The 18,483-nt window shown below is 63.1% G+C and carries 24 protein-coding genes; 7 read left to right on the forward strand and 17 right to left on the reverse strand.

Annotation, left to right across the window (positions count from 1 at the left end; genetic code table 11):
* The first annotated feature begins 97 nt into the window (after nt 1-97).
* The 5 genes from KNJ79_RS19850 (at nt 98) to KNJ79_RS19870 (ending at nt 2,555) form a co-directional block, all read left to right on the forward strand.
* Nucleotides 98-997, forward strand: a complete 900-nt coding sequence (locus KNJ79_RS19850) for a LysR family transcriptional regulator (RefSeq protein ID WP_317152297.1) — start codon at nt 98-100, stop codon at nt 995-997.
* 43 nt (nt 998-1,040) lie between these two features.
* The gene (locus tag KNJ79_RS19855) at nt 1,041-1,343 is read left to right on the forward strand and encodes a hypothetical protein (RefSeq protein WP_317152298.1); all 303 of its coding nucleotides are present in this window, start codon (nt 1,041-1,043) and stop codon (nt 1,341-1,343) included.
* A 106-nt stretch (nt 1,344-1,449) separates the two neighbouring features.
* Complete coding sequence (locus KNJ79_RS19860) at nt 1,450-1,662, forward strand: type II toxin-antitoxin system Phd/YefM family antitoxin (protein WP_317152299.1); 213 nt, start codon at nt 1,450-1,452, stop codon at nt 1,660-1,662.
* A gap of 17 nt (nt 1,663-1,679) precedes the next feature.
* Nucleotides 1,680-2,066, forward strand: coding sequence for a type II toxin-antitoxin system VapC family toxin (locus KNJ79_RS19865; RefSeq protein WP_317152300.1), 387 nt, complete (start codon nt 1,680-1,682; stop codon nt 2,064-2,066).
* Nucleotides 2,067-2,138: 72 nt separating this feature from the next.
* A complete protein-coding gene (locus KNJ79_RS19870) occupies nt 2,139-2,555 on the forward strand; it encodes a barstar family protein (protein WP_317153961.1) in 417 nt (138 codons plus the stop codon).
* A 23-nt stretch (nt 2,556-2,578) separates the two neighbouring features.
* On the opposite strand, the gene KNJ79_RS19875 is transcribed toward KNJ79_RS19870, so the two are convergent.
* From KNJ79_RS19875 to trbB, 11 genes are read right to left on the reverse strand one after another with little or no spacing between them, the layout of a single operon-like run.
* Nucleotides 2,579-2,812, reverse strand: coding sequence for a DUF2274 domain-containing protein (locus tag KNJ79_RS19875; RefSeq protein WP_317152301.1), 234 nt, complete (start codon nt 2,810-2,812; stop codon nt 2,579-2,581).
* Entirely contained in the window at nt 2,809-4,146 is a 1,338-nt protein-coding gene (locus tag KNJ79_RS19880) for a TrbI/VirB10 family protein (RefSeq protein ID WP_317152302.1), read from the reverse strand. The genes KNJ79_RS19875 and KNJ79_RS19880 overlap by 4 nt, the downstream gene beginning before the upstream one ends.
* Nucleotides 4,143-5,177, reverse strand: a complete 1,035-nt coding sequence (gene trbG, locus KNJ79_RS19885) for a P-type conjugative transfer protein TrbG (protein ID WP_317153962.1) — start codon at nt 5,175-5,177, stop codon at nt 4,143-4,145. Before trbG ends, KNJ79_RS19880 begins: the two co-directional genes overlap by 4 nt.
* Nucleotides 5,178-5,179: 2 nt before the next feature.
* Nucleotides 5,180-5,863 carry a conjugal transfer protein TrbF gene (gene trbF, locus KNJ79_RS19890; protein WP_317152303.1) on the reverse strand — a complete coding sequence of 228 codons (684 nt, stop codon included), beginning with the start codon at nt 5,861-5,863 and terminating at the stop codon, nt 5,180-5,182.
* A gap of 6 nt (nt 5,864-5,869) precedes the next feature.
* Entirely contained in the window at nt 5,870-7,255 is a 1,386-nt protein-coding gene (gene trbL, locus KNJ79_RS19895; protein WP_317152304.1) for a P-type conjugative transfer protein TrbL, read from the reverse strand.
* The gene (trbK-alt, locus tag KNJ79_RS19900; protein WP_317152305.1) at nt 7,252-7,503 is read right to left on the reverse strand and encodes a putative entry exclusion protein TrbK-alt; all 252 of its coding nucleotides are present in this window, start codon (nt 7,501-7,503) and stop codon (nt 7,252-7,254) included. The genes trbL and trbK-alt overlap by 4 nt, the downstream gene beginning before the upstream one ends.
* A 30-nt stretch (nt 7,504-7,533) precedes the next feature.
* Nucleotides 7,534-8,256 carry a P-type conjugative transfer protein TrbJ gene (gene trbJ / locus KNJ79_RS19905; RefSeq protein WP_317152306.1) on the reverse strand — a complete coding sequence of 241 codons (723 nt, stop codon included), beginning with the start codon at nt 8,254-8,256 and terminating at the stop codon, nt 7,534-7,536.
* On the reverse strand, nt 8,253-10,703 hold the full coding sequence (gene trbE, locus KNJ79_RS19910; RefSeq protein ID WP_317152307.1) for a conjugal transfer protein TrbE: 2,451 nt from the start codon (nt 10,701-10,703) through the stop codon (nt 8,253-8,255). Before trbE ends, trbJ begins: the two co-directional genes overlap by 4 nt.
* Nucleotides 10,704-10,718: 15 nt before the next feature.
* Nucleotides 10,719-10,991, reverse strand: coding sequence for a VirB3 family type IV secretion system protein (locus KNJ79_RS19915; protein ID WP_317152308.1), 273 nt, complete (start codon nt 10,989-10,991; stop codon nt 10,719-10,721).
* Entirely contained in the window at nt 10,991-11,323 is a 333-nt protein-coding gene (locus KNJ79_RS19920) for a TrbC/VirB2 family protein (RefSeq protein ID WP_317152309.1), read from the reverse strand. Before KNJ79_RS19920 ends, KNJ79_RS19915 begins: the two co-directional genes overlap by 1 nt.
* A complete protein-coding gene (gene trbB, locus KNJ79_RS19925) occupies nt 11,320-12,294 on the reverse strand; it encodes a P-type conjugative transfer ATPase TrbB (RefSeq protein WP_394357186.1) in 975 nt (324 codons plus the stop codon). Before trbB ends, KNJ79_RS19920 begins: the two co-directional genes overlap by 4 nt.
* Before the next feature lie 328 nt (nt 12,295-12,622).
* Here trbB and KNJ79_RS19930 point away from each other — a divergent pair, with 328 nt between their 5' ends.
* A complete protein-coding gene (locus KNJ79_RS19930; RefSeq protein WP_317152311.1) occupies nt 12,623-12,889 on the forward strand; it encodes an AbrB/MazE/SpoVT family DNA-binding domain-containing protein in 267 nt (88 codons plus the stop codon).
* On the forward strand, nt 12,886-13,284 hold the full coding sequence (locus KNJ79_RS19935) for a type II toxin-antitoxin system VapC family toxin (protein WP_317152312.1): 399 nt from the start codon (nt 12,886-12,888) through the stop codon (nt 13,282-13,284). Before KNJ79_RS19930 ends, KNJ79_RS19935 begins: the two co-directional genes overlap by 4 nt.
* Here the strand turns inward: KNJ79_RS19935 and KNJ79_RS19940 are convergent.
* The 6 genes from KNJ79_RS19940 to KNJ79_RS19965 all read right to left on the reverse strand — a co-directional run bounded on the left by KNJ79_RS19940 (nt 13,281) and on the right by KNJ79_RS19965 (nt 18,382).
* Nucleotides 13,281-13,709, reverse strand: a complete 429-nt coding sequence (locus tag KNJ79_RS19940) for a CopG family transcriptional regulator (RefSeq protein ID WP_317152313.1) — start codon at nt 13,707-13,709, stop codon at nt 13,281-13,283. The two genes, KNJ79_RS19935 and KNJ79_RS19940, sit on opposite strands and share 4 nt — an antisense overlap.
* A gap of 18 nt (nt 13,710-13,727) precedes the next feature.
* Complete coding sequence (locus KNJ79_RS19945) at nt 13,728-15,725, reverse strand: conjugal transfer protein TraG (RefSeq protein WP_317152314.1); 1,998 nt, start codon at nt 15,723-15,725, stop codon at nt 13,728-13,730.
* A gap of 395 nt (nt 15,726-16,120) precedes the next feature.
* Nucleotides 16,121-17,053 (reverse strand): ImmA/IrrE family metallo-endopeptidase, encoded by a 933-nt coding sequence (locus KNJ79_RS19950; RefSeq protein ID WP_317152315.1) that lies wholly within the window; start codon nt 17,051-17,053, stop codon nt 16,121-16,123.
* Nucleotides 17,050-17,547: a helix-turn-helix domain-containing protein gene (locus KNJ79_RS19955; protein ID WP_317153963.1), complete on the reverse strand. Its 498-nt coding sequence runs from the start codon at nt 17,545-17,547 to the stop codon at nt 17,050-17,052. Before KNJ79_RS19955 ends, KNJ79_RS19950 begins: the two co-directional genes overlap by 4 nt.
* 5 nt (nt 17,548-17,552) lie before the next feature.
* Nucleotides 17,553-18,170, reverse strand: a complete 618-nt coding sequence (locus KNJ79_RS19960; RefSeq protein ID WP_317152316.1) for a GNAT family N-acetyltransferase — start codon at nt 18,168-18,170, stop codon at nt 17,553-17,555.
* Nucleotides 18,170-18,382, reverse strand: a complete 213-nt coding sequence (locus KNJ79_RS19965) for a transcriptional regulator (protein ID WP_317153964.1) — start codon at nt 18,380-18,382, stop codon at nt 18,170-18,172. Before KNJ79_RS19965 ends, KNJ79_RS19960 begins: the two co-directional genes overlap by 1 nt.
* Nucleotides 18,383-18,483: the final 101 nt, after the last annotated feature.

Below are 18,483 nucleotides of genomic sequence, written 5' to 3' on the forward strand. Positions count from 1 at the left end.
TTTCAGTCAGGAGGAAGTGATGTGAGCAACGGATTTCAGGGCCGGACTGACAGACCGCGCCGGACATCCCTCCCTTCCTCCGTCGGGGAGGTCGGTCGTGCCACTGGAAACGAAACAATTGCGCTACGCAGTGCTCGCTGCGGAAACCAGGAGCTTTTCACGGGCGGCGGCGCTGCTGCGGATCAAACAGGCGACGCTCAGCCGCAACGTCCTGCTTCTCGAACACCGCCTGGGCGTAAAATTGTTCGAGCGCCGGACGCGCGGCGCGATCGTGACACCAGAGGGCTTGCCGATCATCGCCACCGCTAGGCGTATATTGACCGACGTCGAGTGTCTCCAAACGCGAGCGCGCGCCATGCGGAATGGCGATGCGGGTGAACTGACCATCGGCTTTTGCAGTTCACTGACCGCAGGCGATCTGCGTTTCGCAATCGTCGAGTTTCAACGCCGGTTTCCCGATGTGCGGCTAAATGGCGTCGAACGGGATCGCGGTTTTCTGCACCATGCGCTTCACGCCGGGATGATCGATCTTGCCGTCGTCACCGGCGACCTTGGCGATCCTGGCGTCAAACGCCGTCCACTCTGGTCCGAGCGGGTGCTCGTCGCCCTGCCTGACGAACATCCGCTAATCGATGCCGAGAGAATCTACTGGCATGATCTGCGTCGCCAGACCTTCGTCCTCGGCACGCAGGATCCTGGCCCTGACCTGATGCGGTTGCTTCAGGCCCGTCTCGCGGAACCGGGCTATCAGCCCGACGTGGAGATCCAGGATGTCAGCCGTGAGAATGTTCTGGCGATGGTGTCCGCAGGCTGGTTTCTGACATTGGTTTCGGAATCGGCGCTGGGCGTCAATCATCCGGGCATCATCTTCCGCGAGGTTCATGAGCCGACTGGCCAGGCCCGGATCGACTATGGCTGTTATTGGCGCACCGACGACACGAGCCCTGCGCTGCGTCGGTTTCTCGGACTCATCCGTGAGCGCTACCCGGATGCCTGATCCGGCGCCCTTCGTCCCACAGACCATGCAAAGGAGTTACCAGATGCACGCAAAGCCATGGGTGATCGCGCTCGTCGCGCTCGTGATCGGTTTCGGTTCGGGGTTCGTCCTGCGCCCGGTGCTGGTGCCGGGCGCCGACACGCCACCGGCAGCAACCGCACCCTTCGCGGTCAGTTCATCAGAACCGAGGGGAACGCAATATTTCGAGGTCAATCTGGACGAGGCCCGCCAGATCATCGCGCAATGCCGCGACGGCATGGTGCGCGGGACAGAATGTGCGAATGCCGACATCGCGGTGGCTCAGGCGGACGGCAAGGCCAATTTCGACGCCTTCATGGGGCGATAACGCGAAGCGGTGATCCGCCGCATCCACCGAAGCGCCTCGGCCAATGCAGAGATCCTCCTGTCGAGAGTAACCAAATTAGCTATATTCTTGGCTAAGGGAGATTCTGATGGCTCCGTTCTCTGTCCACGATGCAAAGACCAACCTATCCAAACTCATCGCCGCCGCGCTCGATGGCCGTGACGTCGTGATCGCACGCGGGGGCCGGCCTGTCGTGCGCCTCGTTCCCGTTGCTCCAATAGGCAAACGTCGATTTGGAGCGCTAAAGGGCAAGATCGCATTGGATCACCGTTTCAACGACCCTTTGCCTGACGACGAGTAGAAGGGGTGGGGTCTGGGGTGAAACGTCTCCTCTATACCCATGCTCTAATCTGGTGGCTTGCGGGGGACGAAGCTCTCAGCCCGGCGGCGCGGGAGGCCATTGCCGATGATGTGAACAGCGTTGCCGTGAGCGCGGCTTCGGCAATGGAAGTCGCAACGAAGTTTCGGATCGGGAAGTTGCCCGACGCGGCGCTTCTGGCGCAAGAGTTCGAGACGATCATCGCATCGCAGGGATTTACCGAACTGCCGATTTCCGTTCACCATGCCAGGCTTGCGGGTGAGATGAAGATTGCCCACAAAGATCTTTTTGATCGGTTTCTGATCGCCCAGGCTCAATCGGAGGACATGATCCTCGCGTCGAACGAAGCGTTGTTCGACAGCTTCGCTGCAAAGCGACTCTGGTAGAATTGCGCGTAGTGCGGCGCCGGAGCGCCTTGTCTGTGCTCACTGGCGCTGTCGCGGGTGACTATATGGGGGGTGTTCTTGAGCGGTAGGTCCACGCCTCGAACCTTCGTCATCGACGGAAGCAATATCCACGACATCCCGTCCTTCTATGACGAGATCAACCGCGTGTTCATGGGCGGTGAGGATTGGAAGCTGGGGCCGAGCCTCGATGCGCTCGATGACATGCTCTATGGCGGTTACGGCGCCTTGCAGGGGAGCGGCCCGGTCGTCCTGATCTGGCGGGGCATGGAGAGAAACCGGACCGATCTTGGGGTGGAAGCGACGCGCGCTTATTACCGCGCAAAAATGGACGCCCCTGATCGGTACAACGTCGCCCGCATCAATGACGATCTCGCTGCCTTGGAACGGGGCGAAGGCGCAACATATTTCGAGATCATCTGCGAGATCCTGGCCGGTCATCCCCGCATCGAGGTTCGAGCAGAAAGTTAGACGCGATCAGATCGGGTCAGCGGTCACGATGGCCTAGTTATCTCACGACGCGCTTTCGAAAACCCGCGATCCGTCGCCATGAACCGTTCGAGCATGGGTGCGACCAGCCGCACCGGGCTGACCGGCTGCGCTGCACCCGTCGATTTCGCCAGCACCCGCCCGTAATCCACAAGATCACGGTGGACGGAGGCCGGCAACTCAATGGTGAGCCGGACCGGCTTGTCCTCCGCCAGATCTCCGAGCTTGAGTTTGGTCATCGTGTCTGTCTCCACGGCGCCAGCACGAGGTCACGGCTCACAAGGACCCGGACCGGATAGCCGGGCCGCACTGTGAGTGTGGGCTGGATGTTGAGCTGACGGCGGACAATGTCCTGACCCGCCTGATTGATCGTGTTCTGCCCGCCGTCACGGATGGCGCGGGCGATATCATCATCGGAGTCCGTTCCCAGTTCAGCGCCGATGCTGAGAAGTGTGGAGAGGCCTGCCGCACGCAATATGCCGCCCCAATGCTCGTTGACCTTATCCTCAAGGCCGGCATAGCCGGAAGGATCGCCGGTGGGCTGGCGATCAAGGATGATCGAGCGCCCATCGGGCAGGATGAGACGATTCCAGACTAGCAGGACACGGCGCTGGCCGAAGGCGACCTCGGCATCATAATCGCCGATCAACCGTGATCCCTGCGGAATGAGTAAGGTACGACCTGTCGGACTGTCATAGACACTTTGCGTCACCTGGGCGGTGACTTGCCCCGGAAGATCGGAACGGATGCCGGTGATAAGCGCCGCGGCGATGACGCTGCCAGCCTGGACGATATGGGGAGAGACCGGGTCGACAAGACGGCCGCTATTGAGCGTTCTGCCTTCCGGGCCGCGCTCTACGAAGTCACGTTTCGCGCGCTGCATATTCGGGCCGTCTGCGGGTTCGGGAACGGTAGGCGTCGCCGCTCCGAGGTCGGCCAGATCGAGGCCAGGCATCGATGCAGGCGCTCCGGCCGCCTGAGCTGAGGCGCCGGCCTGGCCACCCAGAAACAGCCGGCTTGCGATGGCGGCTTCCTGCTCCTGCGCGGCGCGCTGGGCCGCCAGTTCCTCTGGCGTCAGTCCCTGCGGGCCGGCGGCGGAGGGATCGCCCGGAATGCCAGTCGGATCGCCCTGCTGGGCGGCGAGTATGGGGCCGCCGAGATCGCCCGGAAGCGGATCACCAAGCTGCGGCACGCCAGGCGGCAATTGGCTGTAATCGCGCGGTCCGGTCGCGACCTGCTCGGTCACGGCGCGGCTATCGGTATTGTAAAGCTCTTCCGGGCCGCTGCGATCACGGCTCTGCAACGCGAAGGTGAGCGCGCCGCCGACGGCAAGCGCCCCGGCGCCGCCCAAGATCGCCATGGCCTTGCGCGAAAGGCGCATGACGCGAGGCGGTTCACCGCGCAGCCTGAACCCCGCGGGATCAGCCAGAGGCGGCCCTTGCAGGGGGCGGTCCTCCTCGGTCGCCTGCTGCGGTGCGTCATCCGATGCGCCATCGACCGGCGCCGCGACGCCAGCCTCATCTTCGCTTTCCGGCCCTTCACCCTTGGCGCGGGGATCATGCTCGCCGGTCATCGCCGGCTCCTGCGCTGGCGAGGAACGTCATCGCGCATAATGCGGACGACCTGCTGGCGCTCGCCGCCCAGCCGCAGTTCGGCCGCGGCGAACAGACGATCGACGACGATATGGCGATCCGCGACCCGATAGTTGACCAGTTCGCCGCCGCCTTCGGGACCGATGACGAACAGAGGCGGCATTTCCCCCTGGGCGACGCCGGCGGGGAATTCGATAAAGACCTGTCGTCCGTCATCGAAGGCGCGAACGGGGCGCCAGGGCGCGTTGTCGCCGTCGATCCGGTAACGGAAGTTCAGCCGGGCAATATCGACACCCGATGCAATCGGCGCCGATGCCGCCGCGACGCTATTCTGTGTGCGCAGCGCGATCAGACGGTCCTGCGGATAGGTCCAGGAGACCGACGCCATATAGGTCGATGGCGTGGCGCGCAGTTCAAGATGATAGGTCCGCCGGTTCGTATTGATGACGAGATTGGTGGAAAGATCGGACCGTGTCGGTTTTACGAGAATGTGGACGCGTGCCGACGCGCCGGACCCGCTCACTGTGTCGCCGATGATCCATCGGACCGTGTCGCCCGCTGCGACGGGACCGGGCCCGACGAGCTGCTCGCCTTCCTGCAAGGCGATGTCGGTCACCTGTCCGGGCGCGGCATAGACCTGATAAAGCGCGCCGTCGGACCAGGGGTAGACCTGAATGGCGTTGATGAAACCATCGCGCACCGGTTGCATCCGTGCGGCGGCATTGGCCTGATTGACGCGCGCCGAAGGGTCGGACGGCTCCGGCCGAACTACGCCCTCTTCCGCAGGCTTCAACTGACCCGGTAAGGGGAGCGGTTCGGGGACGGTGACGATCTCAACCGGCATGAGCGGTGCGGCCATTTCAACGGCGGCAATGGCGGGCGCGTCGTCATAGCGTATCGCGGGGATCTTTGCCGACGTGCTGGCGCAGGCGGACAGCGTGGATACGGAAATCAGCAAGGCCGAAAGCACGGTGATACGCGATGACCGCTGACGCGGAGGGAATGCGGACATGGTCATTGGCCTAGCTCCTTCGACCAGTTGATGGCGTTGACGTAGACACCGAGCGGATTCTTCCGCAGGCGCTCGGGATCGCGCGGCGGCTGCACGGTGATGGTGAGAATGGCGGACCACCGCTCGGTCGCGGCGAGGCTGCCGTCAGAATAGCGGCGCTCGATCCAGGCGACCCGGAAGCTGTCGGGCGATGCCCGGATGACGCTGGAGATTTCGGTAGCGACCTGAACCCGGCCGATATTGGCGAACGGATCATTCGTGCGCGCATAATCATTGAGCGCCATGGCGCCGCGATCGGTCGTGAAGTCATAGGCGCGCAGCCAGTTCTCGCGCACGATCACCGGATCGGCGGGCACGCCGCGAACCTGCTCGATGAAACGCGCCAGATGGAAGGCGATCTGGGGATCGCTCGGCCGATAGTCGGCGTTGGCGGGCGCGACGGTCTGGGCTTGCCCCAGCTTGTCGACCTCGACGATCCAGGGCGTGATCGTGCCGCGTGCGCCCTGCCAGACAAGGCCGCCGGCGAGACCGGCGGACAACGCCAGGCAGCCGAAGGCGGCGAGCCGCCAGTTGCGGGCCTGGACACGGGCGGAGCCGATCCGCTCATCCCAGACCTGCGCCGCGCGCTGGTACGGCGTTTCCGGCTCCGCAGCTTTGCCGTATCGAATGGAGGGTCGCTTGAACATGAGCGGTCAATCCTTTTGCTTGATGTCGGGCGACATGCCGCCGCCGCCGCGATCCCCGGAGCGCACCGCATGGGTGACGGAGGTGACGCCGCGTTGCAGCGCCTGCTGGCGCTTCATTGACTGCGCCCAGGCGGGCGGTGATCCTCCGCCAGAGGAAGAAGCGGCGGGCGCCGCAGTGGCGGACGCGCCGCTCGAAGCTCCAGCGCCGCCCGAGATCGTGCCGCCTGTTGCGCCGAAGCCGGCACGCGCGCCGGAACGGAAGCTGGATTTGACGCTGTCCCCGGCTTTGGAAGCCGCGCTCTTGATCGGGGCCATCGCCGCCTTCGCCGCTCCGCTTGCGGCAGCTTGCCCTACGGCGGAGAGACCGCCTGCAACCGCGCTTGCCCCGGTTTTGCCAATCGAGCCGACGCTATAGCTGCTGGCGGCCGCGCCAGCCGCGAAGGAACCGCCGCGCGCGGCGGCTGCTCCCGCCTTCATCCCGCCGCCGATCGCGGACGCCGCGCCGGAGGCCGCCATTCGGGCGCCCATGGCGCCGCCCACCGCCATGCCGCCTGCGGCCAGCGCCGTTCCGACGGCAGCGCCAGCGCCCAGCTGGGGTGCGCCTGAGACAAGGCCGGTCGCGATGCCCGGACCGAAGATGGAAAGACCGAGCAGCGCCAGCGCCGCAAGCGCGACCGACATGGCCTGTTCGGCGGTCGGCATCTCCCCGAAGGCGCTCTCGAACTGGGCGAAAAGGCCCGTCCCGATTCCGACGATGACGGCGAGGACCAGCACCTTGATGCCGGAGGCAACGACATTGCCGAGCACCTTTTCAGCGAGGAACGCCGTCTTGTTGAACAGGGCGAACGGCAGCAGCACGAAGCCCGCCAGAGTGGTCAGCTTGAACTCGATCAGCGTGACGAAGAGCTGCACGCTGATGATGAAAAACGCGATGAGGATGATAACCCAGGCGATCAGCAGGATCGCGATCTGGACGAAATTGGTGAAGAGCCCGACCGGGCCAGTCAGTTCTCCCGCCGCTTCGAGCAATGGCTCGCCGGCGTTGAACCCAGCGGCCGCGACGCTTCCCGGCTTCATGAAATCGGCAAGGCTGATCGCAGAGCCGCTGGCTTTGAGGCCAAGCCCGGCGAAACTGTCGAAGACGATGCCGGCAAGCGCGGAGAAATTACCGATGACGAAGGCGAAGAAGCCGACATAAAGCACCTTCTTCACGAGCCGGTGCATCACATCCTCATCGGCTCCCCAGGCCCAGAAGAGACCGGCAAGGGTAATGTCGATGACGATCAGCGTCGTGGTGAGAAACGCCACCTCGCCGCCGAGCAGGCCGAAGCCGCTATCGATGTAGCTGTTGAACGTGTTGAGGAAGGTGTTGATGACGCCGGTGTCGTTCATGGCCGGTCGCCCTTGCCGCCGATGAACCGCCGCCGATGTTCATCCCAGGCCGCATCGCAGCCACTGTCGGGCATGGTGAGGGTCCGACAACGCGCCAGTTCCTCGCGCAAGGGATCGTATGGCGTGAGGTCCGCGGGCGACGGCAACGGCGCGGCAGAGTCGCGCTCGTCCACCGCTATGGCGATCGCAGTCGCCATCAACAGGCCTCCGGCAAGTGCGACCCCGGCGATTTTGGCGCTGCGGCTCATCTGCGTTTCCCCCTGTTTATTATCGCCGGGTCACTGACCGCTGCGTTTCATGAAGCGCCGGAAATGCTCGCGGCCCTGTTCTTCGGTCGCGGCGTCGCGAGCGGATTCGAGCGCCTGGGCGCGACCTTGCGCGGCGATCAGCGCCGTCAGGTCCGCGATCTGGCGCGATTGCAGGGCGAGAAGCTGATTACCGGCCTGGGCCGCCTGAAGCGCGCCCGTCGCCGACTGGCTGGCGCCGACAATGTTGGCCATCGCCGTCTGCGAGCCTTCGATATTGCCGACGACGCCGGCCTGGACGCGCAGCGCATCCTCGAAGCTGCTGACGCTATCCTTCCAGCGGTCGCGGGCGTTGGCGATCAGCGTCGCATCGGAGGCATTCATGTCGACGCCGCGATAGCGGGCCGTGAACGCATCCTCGATCGTCTTCACATCATAGGCGATGCGCTGGGCTTCGCTCAGCAACTGGCGGGTCTGTTGAATCTGCGCCTGAAGCTCATTCAGGCTGCTGAACGGCAGCGAGGCGAGATTGCGGGCTTCGTTGACCAGCGAGGTCGCCTGCTGCTGGATCTGCTGAATCTGATTGTTGATCTGCTGGAGCGTACGCGCCGCCGTCAGCACATTCTGGGCGTAATTTGTGGGATCATAGACGATGCCGCCGAAGCCGAACTGAGCGCTGGCGGGGGCTGAGACGGCGGTGAGGCTGAGCACGGCGATGCCGGCGATCAGGCTGCGACGAAGGACAGGACGGGTCATAGCGGGTTCTCCTCGGTAAAGGTTGGCAAGAGGTCGGCGGCCCAGACCAGCCCGCGGTGGCGTAGCCAGGCGTCGGCGAAGCCCTGCTGCCCATGGGCGTCCATCAGTTCGCCGATGGTGATCTGGTCGGTCTTGGAAGAGGCGGCCGCGAAGGCGAGCGCGACATCGCCCAGGCCCAGCTCGAACAGCCGGTTGCCGCGTGGGCTCTGGCAGTAGTAATCGCGCTTGGGCGTCGAACGGGCCAGGATCTCGATCTGACGATCATTGAGGCCGAAGGCGCGATAGATGCGGGCAATCTGCGGTTCCAGCGCGCGCTCGTTGGGGAGCAGGATGCGGGTCTTGCAGCTCTCGATGATCGCGGGGGCGACGCTGCTGTTCTCGATCTGAGCGAGCGACTGGGTCGCGAAGATGACGCTGGCGTTCTTCTTGCGCAGCGTTACCAGCCAGGTGGAGAGCTGGCGCGCGAAGGCCGGCGAGTTCAACGCCAGCCAGCCTTCGTCGATGATGATGAGCGTGGGCGACCCGTCGAGCCGTCCGGCGATGCGATGGAAGAGATAGGACAAGACGGCGGGCGCCGCGCCGCTGTCCATCAGCCCTTCGGTTTCAAACGCCTGCACCGAGGCTGTGCCGAGCCGTTCCAGTTCGGCATCGAGGAGCCGCCCCCAGGCGCCGCCGACGCACCAGGGCGCGAGAGCTTGTTTGAGTTCCTGCGACTGGAGTAGCACGGCAAGACCTGTGAGGGTGCGTTCACCGACCGGCGCGCTGGCGAGTGAGGTCAGCGCCGACCAGATATGATCTTTGGCCTGCGGATCGACAGCGGCGCCTTCGGATTCGAAAATCCCGGCGAGCCATTCGGCGGCCCAGGCGCGCTCGGCCGCATCATCGATCCGGGCCAGCGGCTGCAACAGGACACTGCTGTCCTCTTGCCTATCGGCATCGCTTGCAAACAGGCTCCCACCAAGATCCTGCCAGTCGCCGCCCATGCCGAGCGCGGCGGCGCGGATACTGCCACCGAAGTCGAACGCGAAGATCTGACTGCCGGAATAGCGCCGGAACTGAAGCGCCATGGTGGCGAGCAGCACGGATTTACCCGCGCCGGTGGGACCAACGATAAGGGTGTGTCCGACATCGCCAACATGGAGCGACAGGCGGAACGGTGTGCTGCCCTCGGTTTTGGCGAAGAGCAGCGGCGGCGCCTTGAAATGCTCATCGCGCGGCTGACCCGCCCAGATCGCCGAGAGCGGGATCATATGGGCAAGATTCATCGTCGAGAGCGGCGGCTGCCGGACATTGGCATAGACATGGCCGGGCAGCGATCCGAGCCAGGCCTCGATTGCGTTCATACCCTCGGGGATGCAGGTGAAATCCCGGCTTTGGATGATCTTCTCGACCAGGCGCAGCTTCTCGGCCGCAACACCGGGATCTTCGTCCCACACGGTGACGGTCGCGGTCACATAGGCCTGGCCGACATCATCAGAGCCAAGTTCCTGAAGCGCGGCATCGGCGTCGGCCGCCTTGTTTGACGCATCGCTGTCCATCAGGACGGACGCCTCGTTGGTCATCACCTCCTTGACGATGGCGGCGATCGACTTGCGCTTGGCGAACCATTGGCGCCGAATCTTACTGAGGAGTTTGGTAGCGTCGCTCTTGTCGAGCATGATCGCGCGGGTCGACCAGCGATAGGGAAAGGCGAGCCGGTTCAGTTCATCGAGAATCCCCGGCCAGGTCGTGGTCGGAAAGCCGACGACGGTGAGGACGCGCAGATGATGCTGGCCGAGACGCGGTTCGAGACCGCCGGTCAGGGGTTCATCGGCCAGCAACGCATCAAGATGCATCGGCGTATCGGGAACGCGGACACGCTGGCGCCGCGTTGAAATCGTCGAATGAAGATAGGTCAGGGTCGCGGCGTCATCGAGCCAGGCCGATTCCGGCACGAAGCCTTCGATGAGATTGAGAAGCTGGGCGGCGCGGTCGGTGAAGCTTTTTACCATCTCCCACGGATCGACGCCGTCTTTGGCTTTGCCCTCATAGAGCCAGCTTTCGGCGCGCGCGGCGTCTTCCGCTGGCGGCAACCAGACCAGCGTCAGATAATAACGGCTCTCGAAATGCGCGCCCGCATCAACGAATTGCGCCCGGCGTTCCTCATCCACCAGCGCCGAGACCGGGTCTGGGAACTCAGATACGGGATAGTCATCGGATGGCACGCGCTGGGCTTCAACGAAGATCGACCACCCCGATCCCAGACGGCGAAGCGCATTGTTGAGCCGATAGGTGACGCCGACCAGCTCGGAGGGTGTGGCGGAATCGAGATCGGGGCCACGGAAGCGTGCGGTGCGCTGAAACGAGCCATCCTTGTTCAGCACGACCCCGTTCGCGACCAGCGCCGCCCAGGGCAGGAAGTCGCTGAGCCAGGCGGCGCGATGGCGATATTCGGCGAGGTTCATCATGGTCGCGGCTCCTCGTCAGACGCGCAAAAAGGCGGGATATCGAAGGTGGCGGCGGGCAACGTCGGCGAACTGCGCGTCGCGCCGGGCAGCCCAGACGGCGGCGAGATGACCGACGAGCCAGAAGACGCCGCCGGCGGTCCAGAGCTGGAGGCCGAGGCCGATCGCGGCCGCGAGCGTGCCATTCGCGATGGCGAGCGTACGCGGAGCGCTGCCGAGCAGGATCGGCTCGGTCAGCGCCCGGTGGACGGGGGCATAGAAGCCCGCGACCTCATAGCCGCCGCCCTGCATCAGATGACGGCCCCGCCACCGAAGCTGAAGAAGGAGAGGAAGAAGGAGCTGGCGGCAAAAGCGATCGAGAGACCGAAGACGATCTGGATCAGACGGCGGAACCCGCCATTGGTATCGCCGAACGCCAGCGTCAGGCCGGTCACGATAATTATGATCACTGCGACGATCTTCGCCACCGGCCCTTCGATCGACTGGAGGATCGATTGCAGCGGCGCTTCCCATGGCATGGAAGAACCGGAAGCCTTGGCGGCGCTCGACATGGCGAGCGCGACGAACACGCCGATGATGGCCGTGTTTGCGGTACTGCGAATTTGGGAAAGCGAGCGCTTCATGTGCGGTCTCCTGTTGTGGGAATTGGGGATTTTTCCGTCGTGCGGATGGGGTCGAGGGGCCCCGGAAGCTGGCGCAGCGCATATTCGCCGGCGGCATTGAGACCATCGACGCGGGCCAGTTCGGAGAGGCGGCGTCCATGGCCATCGCGCACCAGCACCGCGACAAAATCGATGGTCTCGGCGATCAGGGCGCGCGGCACCGTCACCACCGCTTCTTGGATGAGCTGTTCCATCCGGCGCAACGCGCCGATCGCGCTGCCGGCGTGGATCGTGCCGACGCCGCCCGGATGACCCGTGCCCCAGGCTTTCAGAAGATCGAGCGCCTCGGCGCCGCGCACTTCGCCGATCGGAATCCGATCGGGGCGCAGACGCAAGGAGGAGCGTACGAGATCCGACAGGCTGGCGACGCCATCCTTCGTCCGCATCGCCACCAGATTGGGCGCGCTGCACTGGAGTTCGCGCGTATCCTCGATCAGCACCACCCGGTCGCCGGTCCCGGCGATTTCGGCAAGGAGCGCATTGGTGAGTGTGGTCTTGCCTGTGCCGGTGCCTCCGGCCACCAGGATGTTCGCCTTGTCGGCGATTGCGATGCGAAGCGCGGAGGCCTGCAAGCGGGTCAGGATGCCGTCAGCGACATAATCATCAAGGGTGAAAACAGCGACGGCGGGCTTGCGGATCGCGAAGGCTGGTCCGGCGACAACTGGCGGCAGCAAGCCTTCAAACCGTTCCCCGCTTTCCGGCAGCTCGGCCGAAACGCGCGGGGCGCCGGCATGGACCTCGGCGCCGACATGATGGGCGACGAGACGGATAATCCGTTCTCCGTCCGTCGGTGCGAGTGTTTCGCCGGTGTCGGAAAGTCCTTCTCCCAGCCGGTCCAGCCAGAGGCGGCCATCCGGGTTCAGCATCACTTCGACCGTTTTGGGATCGGCGAGCCAGCCTGCGATCGCGGGGCCGAGCGCGGTCCGTAGCATCCGCGCGCCGCGCAGCGAACTCTCCGATTTTAGGCTGTAGATCGCCAATGCCTGTCCCCTGATTGCCTGTGCGCACACGCCGCACGAGGCCATGGGGACAGTTAGAAGAGACAGAAAAAAGGCTATCGCAACAACAATTTGCGTTTAGCGTAGAGCGTCGAAGCAATAGAAAGCCGGGCGTATGCCGGGAGGATCATCCAAGTGGCGAGCTCCCGTCTCGGATCATATTCCAAGACCACTGCGCCACCCGAATCGCGGAGCCTGACCACACCGCGTCTTGAAAATAATGCAATTTTGCATTATTTTCTTATCTAGAAGGAGACAGGTGGTGATCACGCTCACTGTGACGGCTCGGGGCCAGGTGACATTCCGAAAGGAAATTCTTCAGCATCTGGGCATTCGACCCGGCGAGCGGATTCATCTCGATCTGCTCCCCGACGGACGAGCGGAACTCAAGGCGGATAAGCCCGCTGGCTCGTTCCGGGATCTGCACGGCTTTCTGAAATCCAAAACCAATGGGCGGAAGCTTTCGATCAAAGAGATTGAAGACGCGATCGCTGCCGGCGGAGCTGATGCCGGACTTGGTCAACCGTGAAGATCACGGCTGATACCAATGTACTGCTGCGTGCCTTCGTCGGGGATGATGCCGAGCAGGCCAGCCGCGCTGTCGATGTTATGGATCGGGCCGACATCGTTGCGATAAGCCTGCAATCGCTCTGCGAATTCTCCTGGGTGCTGGCCCGCGCCTATGATGTTTCGCGAGAGGATATCGCATCGGCCATACGCCGCCTACTCGACACACGGAATGTCGTCGTGAATCGTCCTGCGGTGGAAGCTGGCCTCACGCTCCTCGACGCCGGCGGAGACTTTGCGGACGGCGTGATCGCCTATGAAGGCAACTGGCTTGGCGGAGAAACCTTCGTCTCGTTCGACAAGAAAGCCGTCAAACTGCTGACGGATCAGGGGCATTCCAGCCGCCTGCTACGTTAATCGGCAAAGGTTCGGTCCTCTGTCGCTGGCCGGTCCTCACTCAGCTCACGCGCCAGGCTCGATCCCATTTCGACGCGGCGGCCCAGAGCCTCAATGAAACCCTTATAGCGTTCACTGCCGCTGGCCTTGGCAGCAGCCTGTCCGGTGTCGGGCAGGGGCGGAGTCGTGGTGAGCCAGAAGCGAACGAACAGGGCGATCGCCTCATTGGAGATGGTGATATTCTGCTCAGCCCGCTCCAGTTGCCGCGACAGGCGATCGAGGCGCCTTGCCAGTGCGGCCTCCAGGCGCTCAGGCCCGTCTGGAGACAGAAATGAGAGAAGCGCCGCTTCGAGTATCTGGGTCTGGGGCACACGCTTGCGAGCGGCATAATCCTCGATTTGATCGACGAGATCAGGCGGCAGACGATAGGTTCGCTTGACGCGCATGGTCTGATTATCTCCCTGTCAAAGTTCGATGCCATCGCCGGGATCGAGACTTGCGATGCGGGCAACGCGGTGCATCCGGCGCTGGGTGGTTGCCTCCTCGCTGGCGGTATCCGGCTCATCGAAGTCGAATTCATTTGCTGGCGGCGGCGCCTCACGCACCACTTCCTCATGGTCGGGAAGGCCTGGCTCACGGCGGATATTGGCATTGGCGTCATCGCTTTCAGGCGTCTCAGGTTTGACCGCCGTACCGCCGGATTGACCGGGCGGCGGATTGTCCGGCTGCGGCGGCGGTTCGATACCGGTCCAGTCGTCTGGACGTGGCGGCCGTGGGCTGCGCCGGGGCTTTGGCGCTGGCAGCAGGCGGCGTGTGAGGCGAGGATCGGTGAAATATCGCGCTTTCTTCGCCCGCACCGGCGGCGTGCCTGCCACCATGACGATCTCATCGTCAGGGGGAAGCTGCATGATCTCGCCCGGCGTGAGAAGCTGGCGCGCGGTCTCGGATCGCGAGACCATCAAATGGCCGAGCCAGGGCGAAAGCCGATGGCCGGCATAGTTCTTCATCGCCCGCATCTCAGTCGCCGTGCCAAGTGCATCGGAGACACGTTTGGCGGTCCGCTCATCATTCGTGGCGAACGACACGCGGACATGGCAATTGTCGAGGATCGAGTGATTGACGCCATAGGCCTTCTCGATCTGGTTGAGCGACTGTGCGATCAAGAAGGATTTCATGCCGTAGCCCGCCATGAAGGCGAGAGCGGACTCGAAGAAATCCAGCCTCCCGAGTGCTGGAAATTCATCGAGCATCAGCAGCAATCGCTGGCGTTTGGCGGTCGAAGCCAGGTCCTCGGTCAGTCTGCGGCCGATCTGATTGAGAATCAGCCGCACCAAAGGCTTCGTTCGGTTGATATCGGACGGCGGGACCACGAGATAGAGCGAGACAGGATGCGGTCCGATCACCAGGTCGGCTATCCTCCAGTCGCATTGCCGCGTGACGGCCGCCACGACCGGATCTCGATACAAACCCAGGAACGACATCGCGGTCGAGAGCACCCCCGACCGCTCATTCTCGCTCTTGTTGAGCAGTTCGCGTGCCGCCGAGGCGACGACAGGATGCACGCCCGCTTCACCCAGATGCGGGGTTAGCATCATCGCGCGCAGCGTGGTCTCGATCGGGCGGCCCGGATCGCTAAGGAAGTTAGCCACGCCGGCCAGAGTTTTGTCCGGCTCGGCATAGAGGACATGGAGGATGGCGCCTACCAGAAGCGCGTGGCTGGTCTTTTCCCAGTGGTTGCGTTTTTCCAGCGAGCCTTCCGGGTCGACCAATATGTCGGCGATGTTCTGAACGTCGCGGACTTCCCATTCGCCCCGGCGCACTTCGAGTAAGGGGTTGTAGGCTGCACTCGCCGCATTGGTCGGGTCGAACAGCAGCACCTTGCCGAACCGGCTGCGGAAGCCTGCTGTCAGCCCCCAATTCTCGCCCTTGATGTCATGAACGATGCAGCTACCCGGCCAGGTCAGCAGGCTCGGCACGACCAACCCGACGCCTTTGCCCGAACGGGTCGGTGCGAAGCAGAGAATATGCTCCGGCCCATCGTGGCGCAGATAGTCATTGTCCAGTTTGCCGAGGATAACACCATCATCGCCGAGCAGTCCGGCAGCGCGCGCCTCCTTCTCGGTCGCCCAGCGCGCTGACCCGTAGGTCTCGGCATTCTTCAGCTCACGGGCGCGCCACACCGACATGCCGATGGCCACTACGATCGAGATGAATCCGCCTGATACCGCGATGTACGCACCAGTCTGGAAGATGTCGGGCGCATAAGCGTCGAAGGAAAACCACCACCAGAAGAAGGCGGGCGGCGGATAGACAGGCCAGTTGCCAAGGCTGAACCAGGGCGGCCCGAGTTGGGGCTGATGAGCAAGGGCTGCGGCGGTCCACTGCGTCGCAGACCAGACGGACACCAACACGATTGTAAAGACAGCGAATATCTGTCCCCACAGGATCTTGGTCGCAGACACATCCTCTCCTTTCCGGCCAAAAGTCAGAAAGTCGGGATTATAATCTCACGATTAAAAGGGGGTGGGGAAGAATGTCGACGTAATAGAAATGGCGGCGTAGGAATAGAAGCGATGGCGTAAATGTCGGACACTCCGGAAAGGCTCCTTTCAGGATCGCAATTCGGGATAGCGGACATTATCGCCAGCGATCCGGCGGGTCAGCACGCACCCCAATCTTGGTCGTTAGGCTTAGCAATCAATTCACCTGAAACCGGGCATTGTTGCTGCAATGGCATCATGTCGGCAATGTACGTTGGCGACCGACCGGGCTTTGAGTCACAAGCCGGAAAGCAGCCAACGGTTCACTCCAATCAAGGTTCTGCAAACGGGGGTGATGCCTGCCTCTAGCAGGCAAGTTATCTTGTGACAGAAACCGCGCTCGGAATGGCTCGAAGCCAAATACCGAGGGTCAATGCCTCATGCCCGTTGAAGAAGGTCTCGAAGCGAAAGGCATGGCGATCGCCATTTCGGTCGATCAGCACGACTTCGTCATCGCCCAGCGGCCCGCCCTTTTGCGCGCCGGCGTAGCCGACCGTGGCAGCGAATAGCTGAGCCTCGGTGATGGCCCCGAAGCGGTCGCTGAAAGGTGGAGATTGGATGCAGTAGCGGCAGGGGTTAGCCGGATCGAAGGTGGCCTTGCGTCTGGCCGGATGTGGATGACCTGTGACCAGCGCCACCATGGGAATATTGCCGTGCGCCTGCTCGGCAAGCCTCCACAATGTGGAGGTCATGGTGTTTCCAAAATTTCCGCTTAGCCGACGCACGAGGTCCAGCGTCGGCGATTCCGATCGCGCTTCTGCCTCGAAGCGTGACGCGAGGAAAAGCATTTGGCCGGCCGCATAATTGGCTTCGGCTTCCATGATCTCGTGGCAACTTGGGGTGAGCGTCTGTTCAGTGTCGCCAAGCATCATGCCGACGTGCCAGGGAATGATGTCGTGGCCGATCTCGTGCGCCTCGTTCCAGCGATGCTTGAGCTTGGGCAAATCCTGATCGATCAGGATGCGCTTCTGGTCCGGCAGATACAGCGCCTTGAGACTCAGTGTGCGCACGGCATCCTTCAGGATCGTGGGGCGCTTGAGCACCTGGATTCCGGCAACCATCATGCGCGAGAATGTCTCGCGAAGAAGGCTGTCGTCGGTCGTGCTATAGTAGCCGCGATCGAGCTTGAGCAGCTCGCGCACCAAACGAAGGTCTATGGGTGGTTGGGGATTGCCAAGGCCCCTGAGCACCTTGGCGACCTGATCGTCGATATCCTGAACCGTGCGGTGATCGAGCCGTATGTTCTTCACGTCGGATGCAATGGCCCCTTTTTGCTCAGCACCGCTACGAAAGCTTCGAGCGCCGCACTCTCCTCGCGCGTCAGCTTATGCACCGCCTCTGACCGCGCGGCAAACCGAACGGCTTCCTCGCGCAAGCTGTCATCGTTGGCCGCAGCCAGGCCGGCAAGCTGCATCAGGCGCGGTTGCGGCACTTCGAACAGCTGCGCCAACTGAAAGACCGTTCGTGGTCCAGGCACATAATGAACGTCATCTTCGATGATGAGAAGCTCGCTTGCATCCACTCTGGCTGCATCGGCGAGCTGCTCGATCGAATAGCCCCGCCGACGGCGCATCATGTTGACGAACTTGCCGAACGCGATGCGACTTTCCTCGGGCGCGGCAACGGCTGGCGCGGCGCGATCATCCGGCATCGGGTCTGCCGCCAGCAAGCCGGCGCCAATGAACGCGTCGCCTTCGCGCCGCGCCCGTCCCAGCCACCATTCCTTGCTCCGTTCTATCCTCATCGTCGTCACTCCTCTTCGAGGAACGCCCTGGCCCGCTCAGCGGTCATCTCGAAGTATATCAAATCCTGATAGGCGGGATCGGGTCCGATCTCGGTCATCCCGCACTTGCGATAAAAGTCATCCGCCTGCGGAAGCGAATGCAAGCCGATCCGGCCCTTGAAGCCCTCGTCCTCGCTGAGCGCTACGGCCGCGGTCAGCAGTGTCGATCCAACGCCGCGCAGCCTCGGCGCGAACCCGAGATCCGGCCGATTCCACGGGGCGACCTCGAGATAGTCTACGTAGACGAGTGGCTTACCCGCATGCGAGGGCTCACGTCCGGTGCCGGTCAGATTGACCTGAGCAAGGCCTTGGGTTTCCCCGCCGGCAATGACGCTGAAGCCCTTGAAGGCGAGCAATCCCTGAACGCCCGCGGTCTTCCTGCGCCAATCCCAGTGCCAGTTCTGCGGCCAATCGCTCATGGGCACGCCGCGTTTGGCGAGATCGCGCAATATGTCGATGAGCGCGGGCTGCCATCGCGTCTGCCAGTCGATCAACTGAGCTTCTTCGATGGCATCCCGCAACTCGGCCTCGACAGCATCGCCGCTTGCCGAATCCAGAAGGTAGATGGTCGAAATCTCAACCATCAGAGCAACATCAGCTCGGCCTTCTCGCGCGTGCTTTCATTCTCGAAAACGAGCTTCTCGCCCTTTTCGACGCGCGCCTCCACCGCTTGGTACAGGCGTAGAGCCTGCCGAAGCACCGCCGTCTTTGTCAGATCCTTGCGTGCGGACAAGTCGTCCAGCGCGCGCATCTCGGCGTCGGTGAGGTTCAGCGTCATGGTTCGCTTCGCCATCATCTTCACCTCCATCGTCCTTGGTTCAGATAGGGAATCTTCCATAGGATGTCAATTGGAAATAGCCAATTACCACCCCTTGAATAGCTATTTTCTAGCTACTA

It is taken from the genome of Sphingopyxis indica (assembly GCF_032879645.1).
Classification (GTDB): domain Bacteria; phylum Pseudomonadota; class Alphaproteobacteria; order Sphingomonadales; family Sphingomonadaceae; genus Sphingopyxis; species Sphingopyxis indica.